Source organism: Marinococcus halophilus (assembly GCF_002265875.1).
In the GTDB taxonomy this organism is placed as follows: Bacteria; Bacillota; Bacilli; order Bacillales; family Marinococcaceae; genus Marinococcus; species Marinococcus halophilus.
The window spans coordinates 123,542-142,977 of sequence record NZ_NPFA01000006.1 but is presented as its reverse complement, the minus strand read 5'-3'; the positions used below and the strand labels follow the sequence as shown (position 1 = coordinate 142,977).

The following is a 19,436-nucleotide window of genomic DNA, read 5'->3' as shown; positions in this document are numbered from 1 at the left end:
CATTCCTCCAATCGGGCATGCTTGTAGTACGACGCCGTTGTGTTTGTACGGTTATGATAGTATATCAAAGTGCCTTAGAACGCAATGGAAAGGCCTGTAGCCTGCCTCAGGAAAACTTTTGACTCGGCATCAAACAAGAACATACGTTTGTGAAAGGCGTTGGGAAACGGTATAATAGAAGAAACAGAAAGCTGCGCGCATAAGGGGGCGTAGGAAATGAAGAAGGAAAAACAAAAACTCCGAAAAATAATTCATATTGATATGGATGCTTTTTTTGCATCTATTGAACAGCGCGATCAGCCCCATTTGCGAAACAAGCCCCTGGTAGTTGGAGGTTCTCCCTGGTCAAGAGGGGTGGTGGCTACGTGCTCTTATGAAGCCAGGCCATATGGTATTCACTCAGCCATGTCTTCCTATGAAGCATACCGAAGATGTCCGCAAGCCATTTTTATTAAAGGAAATATGGAAAAATACAGGGAAGTTTCACGTGAACTCATGGGCATATTTCACGACTGTACAGATTTAGTGGAGCCCCTTTCTCTTGATGAAGCTTATCTGGATGTGACGGAAAACCATTGGAACATGTCGTCTGCTACGCACGCAGCGAAGGAAATACGGAGAAGGATATATCAAAAAACTGGTCTCACTGCCTCAGCCGGTGTTTCATACAATAAATTTCTTGCAAAAACCGCTTCAGATTACAATAAGCCGGACGGCCTGACGGTAATTACTCCGGATCGTGCGGATGCTTTTGTGAAAGCTCTTCCCATCGGGGATTTCCGGGGGGTGGGAAAAGTGACCAAACGGAAATTCGATTCGCTCGGCATTCAGACCGGAGAAGATTTACAGCAGCTGAGCGAAGAGCGGCTCGTGGAATTGTTTCATAAGCAGGGCCACGTTTTTTACCGTCAGGCCCGGGGGCTCGACGAACGTCCGGTAAACCCGGAGAGAGAGCGAAAGTCGCTCGGAAAAGAAACCACGCTCTCCCAGGATCTTCTGCTTGTGCAGGATATGCTGCCGGTCATTGAAGAGCTGCTTGATCAGGTGCTTGCGCGGCTGACAAAAGACGGCATCAGGACTAAATGTATCGTATTGAAAATAAAATTTGCGAATTTCCAGCAAATTACCCGCCGGGCCACTCTTGAGCACGCAAGCAATGATCGTGCGGAGCTGCTTGAAGCCCTTCATCTTTTGCTCGAAGAAGGCGCCTCCGGAGGAGAGCCTGTCCGTCTGCTCGGAGTCACCGCCTCGGAATTTTACGGTCCGGGAGAGGTGACAGGAGGAAGAGGCAAAGTTTACAAAACAGTGAATTACGAACAGCTGCGTCTTTTTTAAACGCAGCTGTTTTGTAGTTTAACCGGAAAAGACGCCGAAAGTGAAGATGGCGGTTACGGCTAAGAGCAGGACAATAATAAAAATAAGAAGAGTCAATAACAAGGCGAAAACGACAAATGCCCCGAAAGATTTGCCGCCGGAGAAGCCGGATGCAGCGGAGATTAAGTTCACCTGGATAACAACAGTCCAAACAGAAGCTACCGTAACGAGGGCCGCTGCGACTCCTGTAAGCATGGTGACTGTATCGTTGCCGCCTCCCAGCTGGCCAAGAAAAAGCAAAAAAATGAGCGGAAAAATAAAGGCCTGAGGAAAAAGGGAGAGCCCGTAAATCGTGCGGGCTTCGCGGGCTTTTATTCTGCCCTGGAACATTAATATAACAAGCTTTAAAATCAGTCCGTTCAAGTAAAAGGTGATGATTTGAAATAGAAGGAAGGCGGCAATTACTCCTGCAGCTGCCAAGGTGGTATACAGGGGAGAATTGGTCTCGAGCGGAGACATGTCGCGTGTGTTCTGGGCGAAGGCTTGAGAAAGCCCTGCGATAATAATGACTAACAGAGCTGTGAGGTGGAGCCTGGGGTCATCGCTTAATTGTTTGTACGTTTTTCGTGGCGAAGTAAACAAAGGTAACAGCCGCATAGGGTTCATAATAGTCATTCCCCGCTTTCATTTATACATCTTTTTTCCATCTGTCATTAGTGTACAATAGTTTGAAGGAAGAAAACAGAATACATAAGGAGTTTGAAAAGGGGGCGAGTCCTGAAGCGGACTTTGCCCGCTCTCTGAACCGTAGGCAGGCGGCGGGAGAGAATATTTTTATCGGAGGCGCCTCCTGGAGGGTGAATAATGTGCAGCCGGAGGATGTGGCAGCACGGGCCCGGACATGGAAAAGAAGCAGTTTGGCGGCCGAGGAGGGTCTTTAATTACTGGTGGGAACCAGCACTGGAGGATAATTATTTTGCCGATAAGGAGTGAATATAAAAGCGCTTCGAGCTATCACTCCGGAAATGTCCTATGGTACAATTTTCCCAATGTAGTAGTTAGAAGGGATGGAAGAAATGGCGACGATGAGCAGTGCGGACAAAGTTACTCTGTATTATGAAGAAGCCGGCCAGGGCTTTCCTGTCATTTTTTTGCACGGCCTGACTGGGGACCATACAATGTTTGAACGTGAAATGAATCAGTTAAAAGGCCAATTCCGTGTTATAGCCCTGGATATGAGAGGGCACGGAAGGTCGGACAAGCCTAAAGTGTATACATTGGAAGATCACATACAGGACGTGCTGCGAATGATGGATGAGCTTAACATTGAATCAGCTCATCTCGTTGGTGTTTCAATGGGCAGCTATATTGCTCAGGGTGTAGCTGTCGAAGCTCCGAAAAGAGTAGTAAAACTCGTTTTAACAGCGCCTAAAGCACACGGTAGAACATCGTCCACTGCCCGTTTGTTTGCCGAGCACGAAGCTGAATTGAGCGGTCTTTCCCACCAGGAAAAATTAGAGAAAGCCTCGATGTATATCTATCACGATATTGGTAAAGTGCGGGATTGGTCAAAGCAGATCGAGGGCCGGGCGGTTGAGCTGAATGCCGAGCAGGAGCAGGCGGCATCCGACGCTTTGAAGGGGTTCGATTTTCGTGCCCAGCTGCCTTTTGTAGAGGCAGAATCGCTCGTGCTCAGCGGGAAATATGACGGGTTAAACCCTCCGGAATATGGAAAAGAAATAGCTGACCTTATTCCTGCCTGCCGTTTCGTGGAATATGAACATTCAGGCCATGGCATAAATGTTGAAGAACATGAACGCTTCGTCAAAGAAATCAGAGAATTTCTGGAATAAAGGTAAGTAAAAAGAGCAGAACACGATTACCCAACGTACAAGCTTGCTCTTTCGCCCAGAGAGTTCGAGAGCCGCTCTCATTTTCAATTAAGAAAGTAGATATTCAATTGAGTCGATAAAAAAGCCGGTATTCAAAGGCTTGAAGCTGCTTTTAAAGTGTAAAATAGTAAAAGAGTTAAGCTCCAGATTAAAATTGTTATAAAATAATATTGATTTTTATGTGGGTTATGTTATCATATGGAATATGAAAATACTTAAGAGGTGATGAAAGCATGGCTGATCGTAAAAATGTACAAACAACCGGTTCAGGTGCTCCTGTAGGAGATAACCAGAACTCGTTGACAGCAGGTACTAGAGGTCCTACTCTTATTCAAGACGTACACCTTTTAGAAAAACTTGCTCACTTTAACCGTGAGCGTATCCCTGAGCGTGTTGTACACGCAAAAGGCGGCGGCGCGCATGGTGTTTTTGAAGTGACAAACGACGAAATTTCCAAATATACTAAAGCTGATTTCTTAAGTGAAAAAGGCAAAGAAACACCAATGTTCATCCGTTTTTCCACAGTGGCGGGCGAATCCGGTTCAGCAGACACCGTACGTGACCCGCGCGGTTTTGCAGTGAAATTCTATACAGAAGAAGGTAACTACGACCTCGTAGGTAACAACACACCGATTTTCTTTATCCGTGACGCTATTAAGTTTCCGGATTTCATTCACACCCAAAAACGTGATCCGCAGACACACTTGAAAGATCCGGATATGGCCTTTGACTTCTGGTCCCTTTCTCCAGAATCGCTGCACCAGATCACGTATCTGCACGGTGACCGTGGTATTCCGGCAACATGGCGCCACATGAACGGCTACGGCAGTCACACGTTCAAGTGGATTAACGATCAGGGAGAAGCATTCTGGGTAAAGTATCACTTTGTCAGTGACCAGGGCGTTAAAAACCTGGACGAGCCAACTGCAAATCAGATGGCAGGAGAAAACCCGGACTATCATACAGAAGATCTATTCAACGCTATTGAAGAAGGGGACTACCCTTCCTGGACGCTGTATGTACAAATTATGCCTTACGAAGACGCGCTTGCGTACAAGTGGGATCCGTTTGACGTAACAAAAATCTGGTCGAAAGAAGACTATCCGCGTGTGGAAGTCGGCCGTATGACATTAAACAAAAACCCTGAAAACTACTTCGCAGAAGTAGAGCAGGCTGCGTTTTCGCCTGGACACTTCGTTCCTGGTATCGAGGCTTCTCCGGACAAAATGCTGCAGGGACGCTTGTTCTCATACTCTGACGCCCACCGTTACCGCGTAGGTGCCAACCATGAACAAATTCCGGTTAACAAACCAGTAAGCGGCACAAACAACTACCAACGTGACGGCTTCATGCGTACAGACGACAACGGCGGCGGTTCGAAAAACTATGAACCGAACAGCTACGGCGGACCGACTGAAGACGCTGCAGCTGAAATCAGCCCGTTTGACGTAGAAGGCAAGGTGGCAAGCACTCCTTATCCTGACGACGATCATTATACGCAGGCTGGCGACTTGTACCGCATGATGAGCGAAGACGAAAAGCAACGTCTCGTTGATGCATTTGTAGGCCACATGAAACCAGTCCGTAAAGAAGAAATTATTAAACGCCAGTTGGAAATCTTCTACAAAGCGGACCCGGATTACGGCCGTCGTATTGCAGAAGGACTTGGCTATAAAGTACCACAAGAAGAAGCGTAAGCAGTACCAGCGTTTTGCGCAATCACCGATTTCAATTTTATGCATCATCCACTCACAACTTGTTCCCGTGCCTTTTAGGCACGGGATTTTTTTATGTAAAAAATCCCGGGACCCAGCTTCCATATTTTAAAAACCAGACGAAAGTGTCTGAGCGCATGGTATGATAAAGACAGCGAAAGAGTGTCAAGCATACACATCACAGATTTTCTACAATCCCATGGTTATTATTGGTCCCGGCGATTTCAATGGCAGCGGCGTATTCAGTCTCAGCTAAGCGGCTTTTGCTTTTCAAAAATGCTTCTCCTATTCCCGCCACTAGCCGGGAGAAAAGTTTAATCTATTCCCATTCAAAAATAATATATTGTAAATGCCAACATGACGAACAGAATTATGTATAATAATGGTAATCTATTCATACAGCCTTCTCCAGATATGTATAAAAATCATACATTGGTCGTGCCCATGGATCCTTTTTATTGGCAGGAGAAGGATATGGAAAAGTCCGGAAAGAAGGTAGTAATGGAAAAGGATAAGTAGGATACTGAAAAGGAGGCATGGTTATGTATATTAAAAGAACGGAAGACTCGGCGCTGCTCAGCCGGCTGAACCAGTCGCTGCATGAATGGCACGTAAACCTTCATCCTGAACTGTTTTTTCCTTACGATCAGCCTTCAACCCAGGTGTATTTTGAAAACAAGCTGGCGGACGACTGCCACATGTTTTTTATTGCTGTCGAAGACGAAGAGCCGCTCGGCTACGTTTGGCTTGAATTACGCAAAGAAAAAGGAAATGATTTTAAAAGACCTTCACATTACGGCTATATTTACCAGATCGTAGTGAAAGAGCAGCATCAGGGCCAGGGCATTGGAGCTTTTTTAATGAAAGAAGCGGAATACGTAGCGCGTGACTACGGGGCAGACAGGCTTGAGCTGGACTATTTGGCGCAGAATTATATAGCGGAAGCTTTTTATAAGAAAATCGGGTATGAATCAAAACGGGTAACTGTGCATAAGGAGCTTTGAAAGGATGGGGTCCGGGGAAATGATAACGACTCATACTAATATAATTATCGTCGGAGCAAGCATTGAAGGACTTGTGCTGGCACGAGCTCTGGAGCGCTACGATGTAGACGTCCGGCTGCTTGAAGCAGAGAAAGCTCCTGCCCATGAACCAAAAGCGCTGCTCCTGTATGCACGAACGCTTGAACTGCTCGATAGTATTAACCTGGCAAAACCATTAATGGAGACAGGGGCGGCCTATCGTTCCCTGGAATTCAATTACGAAGGAAAAAAGATTTTTACCCCTGCCTTTGATTTTTTAAAAAAAGAATCGTATTATCCGTTAGTACTATCGATGGCTAACTGTGATATGCAGCGTGTGTTGCGGCGTGCGCTGCTGAAAACGTCTGTGGAATGGGGGACGCGCATTACGCACCTAAAACAGAACGGATTAAAAACAGAAGCGATAATTGAATCAAACAATATGGACGAGCGGGTGGTGGCTGATTATATTGTTGGAGCTGATGGAATTGAAAGCGCTGTGCGGCAGCTGGCTGCCATTAAATGCAAAATGGATAAAGGCTCGGAGTTAATGATGGCGGATGTTCAAACAAAGCAGCAGCTGACAAATAATGCTCCGACCATGACATTTAATAAAAGAGGGATTATGTTTGCTGTAGACCTTCCCGGTCATCAGGCAAGGGTGATGATGGTCGACCGTGGCAAGCCCAATGCCCGACGGGAGAATACGGAAGTCTCTCTGCAGGAACTTTACCAGAAAATCACCGGACATATCCTTCCAATGCAAACGACAGTAAATATGCAGTCGAAGCAGGCTGTTTTCCATCAGGCGAAAGAATTTCGTGCAGGGGATGTCTTTTTAGTAGGTGAAGCTGCCCATGCTCATCACCCGATGACTAGCCAGAGTGTAAACCTCGGTATTCAGGATAGTATTAATTTAAGCTGGAAGCTTGGTATGGTATGCGTCCGGGCATGCCCGGAAACACTGCTTGATTCATATGAAGCCGAGCGGCTTCCGGTCGCAAAAAAAGTTAACCGCACAACAGATTGGACGATCCGGAGCCTGACCGTTCATAAGCCTGTCGCTGTACAGGCAAGAGACCGTACGCTGAAAATAGTAGAAATGATCGAACGGCTCCCCGAAGCCTTTATCCGGCGGCTGTCACATTTGTCTGTACGATACCGGGCATCTGCGCCGGCCCTAAAAGAAGAGCTCAGGCGTGAAGGGGTTCTGCGCCCGGGAGACCGGGTGCCGGATGCAGTACTGACAGATTTTGAAAACCAAACAACCAGATTATATGAACATTTGCAGGAAGGGAAGTTTTTATTTGTGATGCGGACGAGCGGCAGCCGGATTGATAAAGAATACGCGTTTATCAAGCGTTGGCTCCGCAAATCTGCCCCGTATTTTGGTGACATGGTACAGCCTGCATTAGTGGCACCGACACCAACAATGGGGCAGCCTGACGATATTCTGTGTTGGAGTGAAAGATATTTAAGCAGGGATTTCCGCCGATTAATCGGACCGGGGGAGTCTATGCTTGTGCGGCCGGATGGTTATTTGCTTTTTCACAGCGATGCTGCAGGCTGGAGCGATTGGAAGGACGCGGTGGAGCTGTTCCTTGCAGCCGGGGCTGAGTGGAATTTGGAAGAGCAAGAGACCGGGAAGTGGCGCCAAAGCATCAAATCGATCAGCCGCAGATGGAAAAAGCAGCTGACGTTCAGCAGATAAATTTTTTAAGCCGGAGCCCTCCCAGTGGTTTCCGGCTTTTTTGAAACGTATGTATATCTTTCACGTAAAAATTGAAAGAAAACATTGACACCTTCGTTCCAAAAATAGGAAAATGAACGGGTTGAATGCAGATAATTAAGGAGAGGAAACCATGTCATCGATTTTAGAAGTGAATGACGTACATAAGCGTATTCGCGGTAAAGAAATTGTTCAGGGACTGCAGTTCTCTGTTGAGCCGGGTGAAGTGTTTGGTTTTCTTGGGCCGAACGGCGCTGGCAAAACGACCACAATTCGTATGATGGTAGGGCTTTCCCCCATTACGTCGGGAGACATCCTTATTGACGGGCACAGTATTCAGAAATCATATGCGAAGGCAATTAAGCAGGTTGGAGCCATTGTGGAAAATCCGGAAATGTACAATCATTTGTCGGCAGAAAAAAACCTGATTCATTTTGCCCGCATGAATGGAAAAGTATCTCACGGGCGCATTGACGAGCTGCTTGATCTGGTAAAGCTCGGGCACGTGAAAAAGAAAAAAGTACGGACGTTTTCTTTAGGAATGAAGCAGCGTCTTGGTATCGCCCAGGCTCTTCTTCACCGGCCGAAGCTGTTGATTTTGGATGAGCCGACGAATGGTTTGGACCCGGAAGGGATTCGAATGGTGAGGGCTTATCTGCGCCGGCTTGCGGAGGAGGAAGGACTTGCGGTAATTGTTTCGAGTCATTTGTTGTCGGAGATGGAGCTCATGTGCGACCGTTTTGCGATTATTCAGGACGGTCAATTGATTAACATTGAAGATCAGCGTTTCTCGCAAGGGGAAGGACGCCTGCTGCCGTACCGGGTTGACGTTGGGCCGGAAAGAACGGAAGCGGCTGTGCAGATAATAAAAGAAGCTTATCCCGATCTGAAAATAGAAGAAGCAGACCAGCGGCTGACGGTATACATAGAAAAAGAGAAAGTGCCTGCTCTTCTGCGCTATTTAATGGAAACCGGGTTTGACTTGTATGAAGCAAAAGAAGATAGACAAACGCTCGAAGACCGGTTTCTTCAGGCAACGTCGAAGGAGGATTCCTCATGATCCGTTTGATTCAAAACGAATGGATGAAGCTCTTCTGGCGCATCAGTACGTGGGTAATGGCAGCCATTCTGCTTGTTGGAGTAGTAGGCGTTCTTATCTATGCCGCCACCAACCAGCCATCTGCGGATGAGCTGCCGTCGGAAGCGCAGTGGAAGGCTCAGCTGGAGCAGCAAATTGTTGAAGATCGTCAGGCACTCGAGGACAGCGGTGCTGCAGAGGGATTTTACGAGCAGAGGATCGCGGAGAACGAATACCGCATTCAAAATGATCTGCCGCCGCAGAGCGCAACTGGAGAAAGCGTCTGGTCGTTCATGAGCACAAATACTGCTTTGCTCGATCTATTGAGTATTTTCGTTATCATCGTAGCAGCGACCATTATTTCCTCAGAATTTAAAAGCGGAACGATTAAGCTTCTGCTGGTGCGTCCGCCGTCCCGGATCAAGATACTGATGTCCAAATACGTTACGGTTATCCTGTATGCTGTAGGTATGCTTGCGCTTCTGTTTGGGGCCTCGTTTGTCCTGGGGGCCCTCTTCTTTGGATTTGGCGAGCCGTCCACAGAGTTAATCTACACGGACGGAGAGGTCGAACAACGGCCGCAGGTGCTTGCGCTTGCAATCGACTACCTGACAGGCTCGGTAAATTTCGTCATGCTTGCCACACTCGCATTTGCTATTTCAGCCATTTTCCGCAGTGAAGCAATGGCGATTGCTATCAGCGTTCTGCTGTATGTGGTGGGAGCGGGTGTAACAAGCACCTTGGCCATCGCCTACAACTGGCCGAAATATCTGCTGTTTGCCAATACGAATCTAAACCAGTATTTCACCAGCAGCGGCCCGCCGGTGGAAAGCATGACGCTTGGTTTTTCCGTTACGGTCCTGATTGTGTACTGGCTGATTTTCATGGGTTTTGCAGTATGGATGTTCAAAAAGAGAGAAATCAGCGTCACCGGTTAAGGAAAGTTGTTTGAATCCCAGTGTAGACAGGGAACAAAAATATTGAGAGTAAATGAAGAGGAGTGTGCGTCTATGGTGAAACGTACGGCAGAAAAAGCGCTTGGAATTATTGCGGCTGTCTTAAGCGGCCTTGGGGTTATTTTAGGAATTGTTTTTCTATTTGTAGATGCTTCTGCCTTGGAGGAAGCAAATCAGATGGTTCAAGAGCAAGGTGGAGAAACATTGAATACTCAAGATATGGCTGCTCAATTTACTGCCATTGGTATTAGCCTGATTATCTTTTCAGCGATCGCCACGATTCTTGCAGTGGTAGGCGTCTTTATGCTTAAACGCAATAAACGCGCTGTCGCTTCGGGCATTTTGTTTTTCCTTGCGGCGATCGCGGGATTTATAGCAGTCAATATATTTGCCATCGTTCATTTTATTCTGCTCGTTGTGGCAGGCGTCATGGCTATTGTCCGCAAGCCGGCTGAGCCGACGGATAATTCTTCAGACGTTCAGGAATATCCAGAATAACAGAAACGGGCTCCGAGACCTTCGGAGCTCTTTTTTATGAGGAGGATTGGATGAGGGTACTGGTGATTGCAGACACCCATATGCCGAAAAAGGCCAAAGAGTGGCCCGGGCAGCTGTACCCGGAATTCAATGCAGCTGATTATATTATCCACGCTGGAGACTGGCAGAGCCCGGAAGTATGGGAAGAATTAAAGCAGTATGCCCCGGTTGCCGGCGTGTACGGAAATGTTGACGGTGAGGATATCAAAGCTCTCATGAGTGATAGGGTGGAAATTGTTTTGGAAGGATGGCGTATAGGGATTGTACACGGTCATGGTGAAAAGGGGACGACGGAAAAAAGGGCCGGGGAAGCCTTCGCCCCGGGCCAAAAAGACATTATCATTTTCGGTCATTCTCACATTCCCTATCTGCGCTATGCCGGAAAAACGTTGATGTTTAACCCGGGGTCGCCGACAGATAAGCGAAAAGCGGCCATGTTTTCCTACGGGCTGCTTGATCTTAGCCCGGGCCACGTTGAAGCCCGGCATATATTTTTCCCTAAAAGAGGTTAAACGAAATACTGAAGATCGGAAGCATTTGTAGGGTAAGCAAACATCGTTTGGGATAAGGAGCTCGCCGGGATTTCATGCTGAATGACAAGTGTCATGTAATTGATGAAGGAGGCTGCGTCGCTGTTCAATGCGTGCGCGCCAACCACGGTGTCTCTTTCTTTATCAATAATCAATTTTACAAAAGCCGTTTTTTCGTTTTTATGCTTGTACGTAAACCAGGAACTGACATCCTCGGTGACGATGGACAAACCATTGGCTGAAGCTTTTTCTCCGGTCATCCCAACTGCAGTCAGGCCAGGCACAGTGAATGTTGCAGAAGCAATTGGGCCATAGTGAATGGGGGTGCTGTTGTTTTCGAGCAGATTAGTGGAAACATATCCTGCCTCAAATCCGGCTAACGGGGTTAACGGGCTCCCGGAAGTATCAGCACAATCGCCTGCAGCGTAAATATTTTCATTGGTCGTATTTTGAAGGTACTCGTTGACGGTTATTCCGTGTTTCTCATCATAGGCAGCTCCGGCATTTTCCAGCTCCAGGGCTTTTACATTTGGCGTCCGGCCGCTGCCGTGAACGATAATATCGCCGTAAAACGTTTCGGCAGTTCCTTCCTTTTCAGCATGAACTTTATAGCCCTGGCCTTCGGGAATTATTTCTGCTGCTTCGGTGTATAAATGTACATGAACACCGATAGATTCAGAGTAGTCGATCAGCTTTTCTACAAGCTCAGTATCAAATCCTTTTAAAGCACGTCCCCCGCGCTGTAGAATATGAACATCGGCGCCTGCCCGTTTAGCAAGATGGGCAAACTCAAAAGAAATGTAACCGCCACCGATGAAAACAATGCTTGACGGGAGATGGTCAAGCTCAAGAAAATCGTCACTGCTGAGCATGTACCCGGCTCCTTCAACTGGAAGCTCCGCCGGACTGGCCCCGGTGGCGAGCACAAATTTTTTACTTTTAATCTGCCGGCCGTCCAGTTCTATCGTTTCACGATCGATGAAACGGGCGCGCCCGTGCAGGGTATCAATACCACTGTCTTTTAGGCTTTGTTCAATTGTTTCGGGTACTTCCTGGACAAAAGTACGTTTGAAATTCATTAAATCCTCCCAGTGAATGGATAAACTACCTTCGAGGCCGAGGCCCTTCAGGCGCTGGGCCTGCTCGAGGACCTCTGACGCGTGGATTAACACTTTCTTCGGATCGCATCCGCGCAGGGCGCAGGTGCCGCCGAAAGGACGTTCGTCTATGATCGCTGTTTTCCACCCGGCCTCATTTAAACTTCCAGCAGTGGTCATGCCCGCCGACCCGCTTCCGATTACGATAACGTCATACATAGTATTTACCTCCTTTGATCTCTTCGTTACTATTCCTTTTGATGGAAGAAATAAAACGGAGCATCACGCCGGAAACTATTACTGGAAAGAAGGAACAACGCATGCAGTATGAAACAAGTGAATTTAGCAAAGAACGACTGACGACGGGGCTGTTATTCTGGGCTGGGCTGATTGTGATGTCGAGTTTGTATATGACTATTCCGCTGATACCTACATTTTCAGATGCCTTTCAAGTTTCTGCTGGAGAAGCCGCCTGGGCGGGTAGTATTTTTTCAATCTTTTTTGCGGCTGGCTGCCTGGTGTACGGTCCACTGTCAGAAAGAGTGGGAAGGAAACGGACCATTGTGGCGGGCCTGCTCGTACTTGCCGTCGTAACGCTTCTCCTCGGTATGGTGCCGACCTTTTCTGCTCTGCTCATCGGCCGGGCCTTCCAGGGACTCGCGGCTGCTTCCTTTTCGCCGGTGGCGCTTGCATATATTGGAGATATGTTTGCCCCGGCTAAAAGAGGCTCCGTTATTGGTTTTATCAGTGCTGGCTTTTTAATTGCAGGGATTTTCGGCCAGACGTGGAGCAGTGCTGCCGTTCAGGCTGCCAACTGGCACTGGGTCTTTTTGCTGCTTGGCCTCGTCTATGTGCTCACCTTCGTGCTGATGTGGCGACTGCTTCCGGTAGACCCATCCAAAGGAAAAACGGGCGGAAAACCATCTTTCCTCTCCCAGCTGCAGAGAGCAGTCAAAAATAAAAGCCTGATGCTCTGCTTTTTAGTCACGCTCTCTGTGCTTATGGTTTTTGTCGGAATGTATTCTTCGCTCGGCCAGTACCTGCAGGGAACGTTTGAGTTAAGTCAGGGCGATATTCTATATGTTCGCGCAGCTGGATTGATCGGCATTAGTGTTGCTTTTTTTACCGGCAGATGGAGCAGGCGGGTGGGCAGTCCGTTTATTCTCCGTGCCGGCCTTGGCGTGGGAGCGCTGTCGCTTCTCTTGATGGTCGTGTCTGGCAGCTTGTGGCTGCTGGTTACGTGGAGCGTGCTGTTTACGGTCGGTGCTGGGTTAATTGTGCCTGCTATTATTGCGCTAATCAATCAGGTTGGTGCTGAAGTGAGAGGCGTGGCGACTTCGCTGTATACATTTATTTTATTTATCGGTGCTAGTATCGGCCCGGTGCTTAGCACCGCGGTCAGTCAAACCGTATCTGTTGAATGGGCCTTTGGGGTGCTGGCTTTAATTTATGCCCTCAGCTTTGTCACCGCTTTGGGGATCCGAGTGCCTGACCAGTAAAGAAGCCGGCGAACGGCTTCTTTTTACGCTAATGTAATTTAATCTTACATATTCTTTCTTTAAAACAGGGTTCAACGGAAAAAAGCGTAGGGATAATATAGCTAAGAGAAGAAAATGAGAGAAAACCTAACAAAGTTTTTCTTTTTGAGTCGCTGAATTACTCGAAATTTTCAGAAAACAATGATATGATAAACATCTAAATAGGCGGACAAGAGAAATTATATTTAGATAATACAGATAAATGGGAGTGGTGAACATGGTTAAAAACAGCACGAAGCGGTATTTGAATGCCCTGCGTTTGACGGTGGAGGAGCCTTCTTTTTCTTATCTGGCAAAAATCATGAACGCTCATTTATTTACTCTGCCGTTTGAAAATGTGAGCAAATTAATATACTACCAGGAAAATGCCTGGGAAAATTATACCCCGGACACACAGAGCTTCGTCGATAACTTTGAAAAATACAAGTTTGGCGGAACGTGCTTTACCGTTAATCAAAAGGTGGCGGCTATACTTCAGGATTTAGGCTTTGATGCTTATAACATTAATATGGGGCCAGAGCATATCGCGACTGTTGTCCGGCTGCAGAGCGAGCATATTCTCGTGGACTGTGCCGTTTCAGCACCGATTTTTTCGCCGGTGCGCCTGGAAAGATCCGACCGGAATATTTATATATATCATGACGAAAAAATTGTGATCAGCCCGATGGATAAGGAAAACAATCTGTATGAATTTAAACGGTATATCAAAGGAACGCTGACAAAAGACCAGTGGGTATTCGACGCCGGGCAGCCAAGAAGCCAAAGCTATCTTGATGAAATGGTTGCCCGTTCCCACCAGCAAGGCGCTATGTTTATGTCACTGTTGAGGCTGCAGATATGGCAGCCGACGCGAAATATTACGCTGAAAAATAATCGGGTGCGCATTTATCACCCCGATGGAACTACAGAAAAAAGAGAGCTGCAGTCGATTAAAGAGATCGAGGAAGTGGTGCAGCATGAATTCGGACTCGAAAAACTGCCTGTACGAAAAGCAATTGAGTGTCTCGAGGCAAGGGGGATAGACGTATTCGCCTCCTTAAACAAAGAAGAAGCTTTTTAAATGAAACCGGCGCTATGTGCGCTGGTTTTTGTCTGTACATGGTTGCGGGCTGTTATCTGTATCGCATATGATAGACAGATAACATTACCACGGGGCAGGTGTTTGAATTGAATAATGCAATGGCTGAGGTGGAGTTGGTTCCCTTTGAACAGGCACATTATGAGAAGTTAATCGAATGGGTGCCAACGGCTGATTTTTTAAAACAGTGGAGCGGAGAAGCTTTTACATACCCACTGACTGCAGAACAGCTCGATGAGTACCGAAAACAGCAGGAGGGGGATAAGCCTGAACGGCTCATTTATACTGCGCTGCACCAGGCGACGGGCGAGCCGGTCGGCCATATATCACTTGGAGTTATTAATTATCATGATCGTTCCGGCCGGATAGGCAAGGTGCTCGTCGGAGATGAGAAGATGCGCGGTACGGGGCTCGGACAGTGGATGGTCAGGGAGGTATGCCGCACCGCTTTTGATGAATTACAGCTGCACCGGGTGGCGCTGGGAGTTTTTGACTTTAATGTTTCCGCTTTGCGCTGCTATGAGCGGGCGGGCTTTCAACGGGAGGGGTTGAAAAGAGACCTCCGTCTCGTAGGTAACACGTATTGGTCCCTGGTGGAGATGAGTATGCTCGAAGATGAATGGGAGAAGCTGCGCTGATCGCTGGGGACAGCTGTTACACTCATTTCTGGAAATTTTACAGGGGAAGGTTCATAATAAAAAGACAGGGGCCGGCTGTGCTCTTGTCTTTTTTATGAAGAGCAGTAACGGCTTGACTACGGCTTGGAGGGAAAAGTATGGGAAAAGAACCATCTGTACTGATAATGGTTTCTGTAGAGGCGGAAAAAGAGGCTCTGATGGCGGCAGCAGAAGCCCGGGATTCCTGGAACATACAGGTAGGCGGCGTGGGGGCAGCGCCGATGAGTGCCCAGACAGCGCTTTTGCTTGCGGAACGCGACTATGATTTAGTTATAAGCGCCGGCATTGCAGGTGCATTTCCGGATAAAGCCTGGCTGGGTGATATTGTGGCGGCCAGCGAAATTATTGCAGCAGACATGGGTGCAGAAACGGAAGAAGGCTTTGCGCCGCTTGAAAAGCTCGGCCTGGGACCGACACACTTTACGACAGAAAAAACGTATACGCCCGAGTTACTCCAGAAGCTTGTGGAACAGAGAGTTTCGGCTGTGGAAGCCCCCGTGCTTTCGGTGTCTACTGTCACTGGCACCCAGGCGACGGTCAACCAACGGGCTTTTTTGTATGAAGACGCAGCGGCAGAAGCAATGGAGGGCTATGGTGTGGCTGTAGCCGCCAGCTATTTCAATGTTCCGGTAATGGAACTGCGCGCTATCTCAAATGAAGTCGGGCCGAGGGACAGGGACGCCTGGGACATCCCGGGAGCCCTGCGGTCCCTGCGGTCGGCTGTACTTATATTGCAGGAGGTTATATCATCATGAAAATAGCTTTTTCTCCGTGTCCCAACGACACATTCGTCTTTCATGCCTGGACGCATGGATTGTTAAAAGATACTCCCGCTCCGGGGGTTACATTTGCAGATATTGATATTACCAACCACTGGGCAGCGAACAAAGAAGGGCCGGAAGTGATGAAAATTTCTTACGCGGCTCTTCCGTGGGTGCTTGAAGATTATGCTCTTCTTCCAAGCGGCGGAGCTCTTGGATACGGCTGCGGGCCTCTAGTGTTAACTAAAGGGGAAAAAACGCCGGAACATTTGATTGGTAAAACGGTAGCGGTGCCGAGTGAACGGTCCACGGCTTATCTGCTTTTTCGTTTATGGGCATCCAAAGTGATCCCTGAAGGAGTCGGAGAAATTAAAGTGATGCCCTTCGAGGATATTATGCCGGCGGTCAGAGACGGCGAAATAGACGCGGGCCTTGTCATTCATGAAGCTAGATTTACGTATCATAATTACGGCCTGTCGCTCGTAGAAGACATGGGCAGTTGGTGGGAAAAAGACACGGGCTTTCCGATTCCGCTTGGAGCCATTATTGCCCGCCGTCATTTAGAGACGCAGGCACTTGCAGATAATGCCCGTCGCTCCGTGGAATATGCATGGGAGCATCCGGAGGCATCAAGTGATTTTGTCATGGAAAATGCCCAGGAAATGTCACCGGAGGTGGCCCAGTCCCATATCGAGCTTTATGTCAATGAATTCACGCGCAATCTTGGTGAAGACGGGTACGCCGCTGTAGAGACGCTGCTCGGGCGGGCGATGGAAGAAGAATTAATCCCTTCCTTTGATCTTAAAAAAATCAGGCTGTATTAAATAAGGAAGCTTCACCTGGAAACAGGCGAAGCTTCTTAAATATCTGCGGTTTTTATTTTTCTTGCGGCTAAAGCAGCACGGAGGCTGTGAAGAATCATGCCTGCGAGCACGAGCGCCATACCAGAGAAGGTCAACACTGAAGGTGCTGCGGTATGAAGCAGAAGCATTTCACCGATAAGGGCAAAAAGCACTTCACCTGACTGTGTGGCTTCGACGCCGGCTAATTTGGCAGTATCGTTTTTAACCAGCTCGGTGGCGTAAAAAAACAGCACTGTAGCGATAATGCCGGAAGAAACAGCTACGATAAAAGACTGCGAAATCTGGGATCTGCCGGGAAGTCCGTGTACGGAAGCCCCATACAATGCTAAAATAACCCAAAAGGGCATGCTCGCAATCGTCATGCCAAGCACCCGCTGGAAAGTAGTGAGCCCGTTTCCAGCTATGTGCATCATTTTCCGGTTGCCAAGCGGATAGGCAAAGGCAGCCAGAAGCAGTGGCAGCACGCAGAGCCACACGTTTAAAAGCGGAACGGCCGAAGCATGTTCAGCCTGCATAATAAACACTCCTGTCAAAATCACTAAAGAGATCAGGACGCTCTGCAGTGGAATACGCTGCTTAAGTCCCGGGGTTTTATGTAAGAAAGGCACAAGCAGCGATCCGGCAATGATAGTAATCTGGAAAGTGGCAGCAACAAGCCAGCCGGGACCGTAAACGGTGGAAAAGGCAAGCGGTGCATAGAACAGCCCGAAGCCGACAGTACTCCAAAGAAGCCATTCTGCCGGACGGCTGCGAAGGTGATGGAAAACAGGACGCAGCCGGTTTTGGGCTGCCACGATCACTATGAGCATGGGGAGCATAAAAAAATAACGAAGCGACGCACTCCAGGCCCAGTGGCCGCCGGAAAGTTCCATTGAGCGGTTTAAAACAAATGTTACGGAAAAGAAGAGGGCAGCTGTAAGACCCAGTAAAATAGCTTTCATTTAAGTGGACCCCCTTCGATACAATATCTGATTATTGTATCACAGCTAAAAATTTTTCCCAATATTCTGTTGAATAAGACGACGGTCCGCAGTGGTTCTGAAAAATTCAGTAAGGAAAGCAGGTGGAGCATGAAGTACCCTGAAGCTCTGAAAAAAGGAGATACAATTTACGTAACAGCGCCATCGAGCGGAGTGCCTGCATCTTTACATGGGGTGCTTCAACAGGCCGTTGAAAGAATTAAAACGAGAGGGTTTCACGTTCGGGTGGGGGAAACAGCATGGATGCAGCACAAAGCAGCAAGCGCCGATCGTTTTCAAAGGGCCGAGGAGCTGATGATGGCCCTTGCAGACCCGGAGATTCGGGTAGTGATGCCGCCGTGGGGCGGGGAACGAATCGTAGACATTCTGCCGCTGCTCGAATGGGAGTGGCTGCGTGAGCTGCCGCCTACCTGGATCATTGGTTATTCTGATACGAGTACGCTTGCCTTTGCCTATACGATGATGACCGGAACAGCTTCCGCCCATGGCACAAACCTGTTTGACCTGGCCGCACCTATTTGGGATGATACCACAAAGAAATGGGAACAGGCTTTAAAAGCTCCCCTGGAAGAAGCCATTTATCAGCATTCAAGCCCCTATTATCAATCATCCTGGGATAAGGCGTTTGAACAGCCAGGGTCGGGTTTTGCCCTGGATACACGAACGTCCTGGAAACACCTAGAGGGAGCGAATACAGATGAGTTGAGCGGGCGCCTGCTCGGAGGATGTCTGAATACGCTGACACGTCTTGTCGGTACTCCTCTGGACCGGGTGCAGCAGTGGCGCTCAGAGAAGCTCATTTGGTACCTGGAATCCACAGGCATGGATGCAGCTGAAATCCATCGCTCTCTGTGGCAGCTGCAGCAGGCGGGCTGGCTGGACAATGCGGCAGGCTTAATTATCGGACGCCCTGAAGGATATAGCGATACAGAAGACTTTACCATGGAAGACAGCCTGCGGGAATTATTCGGCGGACGTCTCCCAGTGTGGTACGACGCTGATATTGGTCACATGCCTCCGCAGTGGACATTTATTAACGGGGCGTTTGCGAATCTTCGTTTTGACCGCGGCGAGGCCGAGATGACCATGAGGAAAGCATAGAAGGGGGGAGCACCGTGCAGTTAGAGAGCAGCCGGCTGCTTTTGAGGCCATTTTTAGAAAATGATATAGATGAGTTAGCGGCGCTTGCAAATGACTACCGTATTGCGAAAACCACCATCGAGCTCCCGTACCCTTATACAAAAGAAGATGCAAGGTGGTGGATTGGCCATCATCCAGGCTGGATTGAAGAGGGTTCCCGCTTTCCGTTTGCTGTCACTAAAAAAGGTGAAGGCGAATTAATGGGAAACATTACGGTGCGCATGCAGCCTGAACACCAGCGCGGTGAGCTTGGGTACTGGCTCGGCACGGACTACTGGGGCAGCGGTTATATGAGTGAAGCAGCAGAGCTGGTAAGGGACTTCAGTTTCCGTTCATTGGAAGCGCACCGGCTGATTGCCCCCGTAATGAGTAAAAATCAGGCTTCAGCCAAGGTAGTAAAGCGAATTGGAATGCGTTACGAAGGTACCCTGCGCCAGGACGTATGGAAATGGAGCCGGTATGAGGATGTAGATATGTACGGCATGCTTGCAGCCGAATGGGGCCGGGCATAAAACAAGCGCTGCCGGAT

20 protein-coding genes are annotated in these 19,436 nt (G+C 48.3%); 17 read left to right on the top strand and 3 right to left on the bottom strand.

The annotated features are described in order from the left end of the window. The first annotated feature begins 216 nt into the window (after nt 1-216). On the top strand, nt 217-1,335 hold the full coding sequence (gene dinB, locus CHL76_RS08000; RefSeq protein ID WP_094908259.1) for a DNA polymerase IV: 1,119 nt from the start codon (nt 217-219) through the stop codon (nt 1,333-1,335). 18 nt (nt 1,336-1,353) lie between these two features. Here dinB and CHL76_RS07995 read toward each other — a convergent pair whose 3' ends face one another. Continuing rightward, nucleotides 1,354-1,956, bottom strand: coding sequence for a YIP1 family protein (locus CHL76_RS07995; protein ID WP_158219109.1), 603 nt, complete (start codon nt 1,954-1,956; stop codon nt 1,354-1,356). An 86-nt stretch (nt 1,957-2,042) separates the two neighbouring features. Here CHL76_RS07995 and CHL76_RS07990 point away from each other — a divergent pair, with 86 nt between their 5' ends. The 9 genes from CHL76_RS07990 (at nt 2,043) to CHL76_RS07950 (ending at nt 10,755) form a co-directional block, all read left to right on the top strand. Further along, nucleotides 2,043-2,255 (top strand): hypothetical protein, encoded by a 213-nt coding sequence (locus tag CHL76_RS07990; RefSeq protein WP_094908257.1) that lies wholly within the window; start codon nt 2,043-2,045, stop codon nt 2,253-2,255. Between the two features lie 135 nt (nt 2,256-2,390). Continuing rightward, nucleotides 2,391-3,167 (top strand): alpha/beta fold hydrolase, encoded by a 777-nt coding sequence (locus CHL76_RS07985; RefSeq protein WP_094908300.1) that lies wholly within the window; start codon nt 2,391-2,393, stop codon nt 3,165-3,167. A 272-nt stretch (nt 3,168-3,439) separates the two neighbouring features. Continuing rightward, nucleotides 3,440-4,903, top strand: coding sequence for a catalase (locus CHL76_RS07980; protein ID WP_094908256.1), 1,464 nt, complete (start codon nt 3,440-3,442; stop codon nt 4,901-4,903). A gap of 560 nt (nt 4,904-5,463) precedes the next feature. Then, nucleotides 5,464-5,925, top strand: coding sequence for a GNAT family N-acetyltransferase (locus CHL76_RS07975; protein WP_158219108.1), 462 nt, complete (start codon nt 5,464-5,466; stop codon nt 5,923-5,925). A 19-nt stretch (nt 5,926-5,944) separates the two neighbouring features. Continuing rightward, entirely contained in the window at nt 5,945-7,654 is a 1,710-nt protein-coding gene (locus CHL76_RS07970) for an FAD-dependent oxidoreductase (RefSeq protein WP_158219107.1), read from the top strand. A 151-nt stretch (nt 7,655-7,805) separates the two neighbouring features. Continuing rightward, nucleotides 7,806-8,732 (top strand): ABC transporter ATP-binding protein, encoded by a 927-nt coding sequence (locus CHL76_RS07965; protein WP_094908253.1) that lies wholly within the window; start codon nt 7,806-7,808, stop codon nt 8,730-8,732. Beyond that, nucleotides 8,729-9,688, top strand: coding sequence for an ABC transporter permease (locus CHL76_RS07960; RefSeq protein ID WP_079475255.1), 960 nt, complete (start codon nt 8,729-8,731; stop codon nt 9,686-9,688). The genes CHL76_RS07965 and CHL76_RS07960 overlap by 4 nt, the downstream gene beginning before the upstream one ends. Before the next feature lie 72 nt (nt 9,689-9,760). Then, on the top strand, nt 9,761-10,204 hold the full coding sequence (locus tag CHL76_RS07955; RefSeq protein ID WP_079475256.1) for a DUF4064 domain-containing protein: 444 nt from the start codon (nt 9,761-9,763) through the stop codon (nt 10,202-10,204). Nucleotides 10,205-10,254: 50 nt separating this feature from the next. Next, nucleotides 10,255-10,755 (top strand): metallophosphoesterase family protein, encoded by a 501-nt coding sequence (locus tag CHL76_RS07950; protein ID WP_094908252.1) that lies wholly within the window; start codon nt 10,255-10,257, stop codon nt 10,753-10,755. Here CHL76_RS07950 and CHL76_RS07945 read toward each other — a convergent pair. Next, a complete protein-coding gene (locus CHL76_RS07945; RefSeq protein WP_094908251.1) occupies nt 10,752-12,089 on the bottom strand; it encodes a dihydrolipoyl dehydrogenase family protein in 1,338 nt (445 codons plus the stop codon). The two genes, CHL76_RS07950 and CHL76_RS07945, sit on opposite strands and share 4 nt — an antisense overlap. Before the next feature lie 41 nt (nt 12,090-12,130). On the opposite strand from CHL76_RS07945, the gene CHL76_RS07940 reads away from it, so the two are divergent. The 5 genes from CHL76_RS07940 (at nt 12,131) to CHL76_RS07920 (ending at nt 16,748) form a co-directional block, all read left to right on the top strand. After that, nucleotides 12,131-13,369, top strand: coding sequence for an MFS transporter (locus CHL76_RS07940; RefSeq protein WP_094908250.1), 1,239 nt, complete (start codon nt 12,131-12,133; stop codon nt 13,367-13,369). A 256-nt stretch (nt 13,370-13,625) separates the two neighbouring features. Next, nucleotides 13,626-14,468, top strand: coding sequence for an arylamine N-acetyltransferase (locus tag CHL76_RS07935; RefSeq protein WP_158219106.1), 843 nt, complete (start codon nt 13,626-13,628; stop codon nt 14,466-14,468). 119 nt (nt 14,469-14,587) lie between these two features. Next, the gene (locus tag CHL76_RS07930) at nt 14,588-15,124 is read left to right on the top strand and encodes a GNAT family N-acetyltransferase (protein ID WP_079476974.1); all 537 of its coding nucleotides are present in this window, start codon (nt 14,588-14,590) and stop codon (nt 15,122-15,124) included. A gap of 137 nt (nt 15,125-15,261) precedes the next feature. Then, complete coding sequence (locus CHL76_RS07925) at nt 15,262-15,918, top strand: futalosine hydrolase (RefSeq protein WP_094908248.1); 657 nt, start codon at nt 15,262-15,264, stop codon at nt 15,916-15,918. Beyond that, nucleotides 15,915-16,748, top strand: a complete 834-nt coding sequence (locus CHL76_RS07920) for a 1,4-dihydroxy-6-naphthoate synthase (protein WP_094908247.1) — start codon at nt 15,915-15,917, stop codon at nt 16,746-16,748. Before CHL76_RS07925 ends, CHL76_RS07920 begins: the two co-directional genes overlap by 4 nt. 35 nt (nt 16,749-16,783) lie before the next feature. Here the strand turns inward: CHL76_RS07920 and CHL76_RS07915 are convergent, their stop codons facing one another. Beyond that, the gene (locus CHL76_RS07915; protein WP_094908246.1) at nt 16,784-17,728 is read right to left on the bottom strand and encodes a DMT family transporter; all 945 of its coding nucleotides are present in this window, start codon (nt 17,726-17,728) and stop codon (nt 16,784-16,786) included. A 129-nt stretch (nt 17,729-17,857) separates the two neighbouring features. Between CHL76_RS07915 and CHL76_RS07910 the strand changes: the two genes are divergently transcribed. Together CHL76_RS07910 and CHL76_RS07905 are read left to right on the top strand one after the other, a co-directional pair. Further along, nucleotides 17,858-18,868, top strand: a complete 1,011-nt coding sequence (locus tag CHL76_RS07910) for a S66 family peptidase (RefSeq protein ID WP_079475264.1) — start codon at nt 17,858-17,860, stop codon at nt 18,866-18,868. 14 nt (nt 18,869-18,882) lie between these two features. Beyond that, complete coding sequence (locus CHL76_RS07905) at nt 18,883-19,419, top strand: GNAT family N-acetyltransferase (RefSeq protein ID WP_094908245.1); 537 nt, start codon at nt 18,883-18,885, stop codon at nt 19,417-19,419. Nucleotides 19,420-19,436: the final 17 nt, after the last annotated feature.

What these genes read in the sequence shown, in the direction of transcription:
- dinB (WP_094908259.1), top strand. Translation starts at nt 217, where the DNA reads ATGAAGAAGGAAAAACAAAAACTCCGAAAAATAATTCATATTGATATG.
- CHL76_RS07985 (WP_094908300.1), top strand. Translation starts at nt 2,391, where the DNA reads ATGGCGACGATGAGCAGTGCGGACAAAGTTACTCTGTATTATGAAGAA.
- CHL76_RS07980 (WP_094908256.1), top strand. Translation starts at nt 3,440, where the DNA reads ATGGCTGATCGTAAAAATGTACAAACAACCGGTTCAGGTGCTCCTGTA.
- CHL76_RS07975 (WP_158219108.1), top strand. Translation starts at nt 5,464, where the DNA reads ATGTATATTAAAAGAACGGAAGACTCGGCGCTGCTCAGCCGGCTGAAC.
- CHL76_RS07970 (WP_158219107.1), top strand. Translation starts at nt 5,945, where the DNA reads ATGATAACGACTCATACTAATATAATTATCGTCGGAGCAAGCATTGAA.
- CHL76_RS07965 (WP_094908253.1), top strand. Translation starts at nt 7,806, where the DNA reads ATGTCATCGATTTTAGAAGTGAATGACGTACATAAGCGTATTCGCGGT.
- CHL76_RS07960 (WP_079475255.1), top strand. Translation starts at nt 8,729, where the DNA reads ATGATCCGTTTGATTCAAAACGAATGGATGAAGCTCTTCTGGCGCATC.
- CHL76_RS07955 (WP_079475256.1), top strand. Translation starts at nt 9,761, where the DNA reads ATGGTGAAACGTACGGCAGAAAAAGCGCTTGGAATTATTGCGGCTGTC.
- CHL76_RS07950 (WP_094908252.1), top strand. Translation starts at nt 10,255, where the DNA reads ATGAGGGTACTGGTGATTGCAGACACCCATATGCCGAAAAAGGCCAAA.
- CHL76_RS07945 (WP_094908251.1), bottom strand. Translation starts at nt 12,089, where the DNA reads ATGTATGACGTTATCGTAATCGGAAGCGGGTCGGCGGGCATGACCACT.
- CHL76_RS07940 (WP_094908250.1), top strand. Translation starts at nt 12,131, where the DNA reads ATGGAAGAAATAAAACGGAGCATCACGCCGGAAACTATTACTGGAAAG.
- CHL76_RS07935 (WP_158219106.1), top strand. Translation starts at nt 13,626, where the DNA reads ATGGTTAAAAACAGCACGAAGCGGTATTTGAATGCCCTGCGTTTGACG.
- CHL76_RS07930 (WP_079476974.1), top strand. Translation starts at nt 14,588, where the DNA reads ATGGCTGAGGTGGAGTTGGTTCCCTTTGAACAGGCACATTATGAGAAG.
- CHL76_RS07925 (WP_094908248.1), top strand. Translation starts at nt 15,262, where the DNA reads ATGGGAAAAGAACCATCTGTACTGATAATGGTTTCTGTAGAGGCGGAA.
- CHL76_RS07920 (WP_094908247.1), top strand. Translation starts at nt 15,915, where the DNA reads ATGAAAATAGCTTTTTCTCCGTGTCCCAACGACACATTCGTCTTTCAT.
- CHL76_RS07915 (WP_094908246.1), bottom strand. Translation starts at nt 17,728, where the DNA reads ATGAAAGCTATTTTACTGGGTCTTACAGCTGCCCTCTTCTTTTCCGTA.
- CHL76_RS07910 (WP_079475264.1), top strand. Translation starts at nt 17,858, where the DNA reads ATGAAGTACCCTGAAGCTCTGAAAAAAGGAGATACAATTTACGTAACA.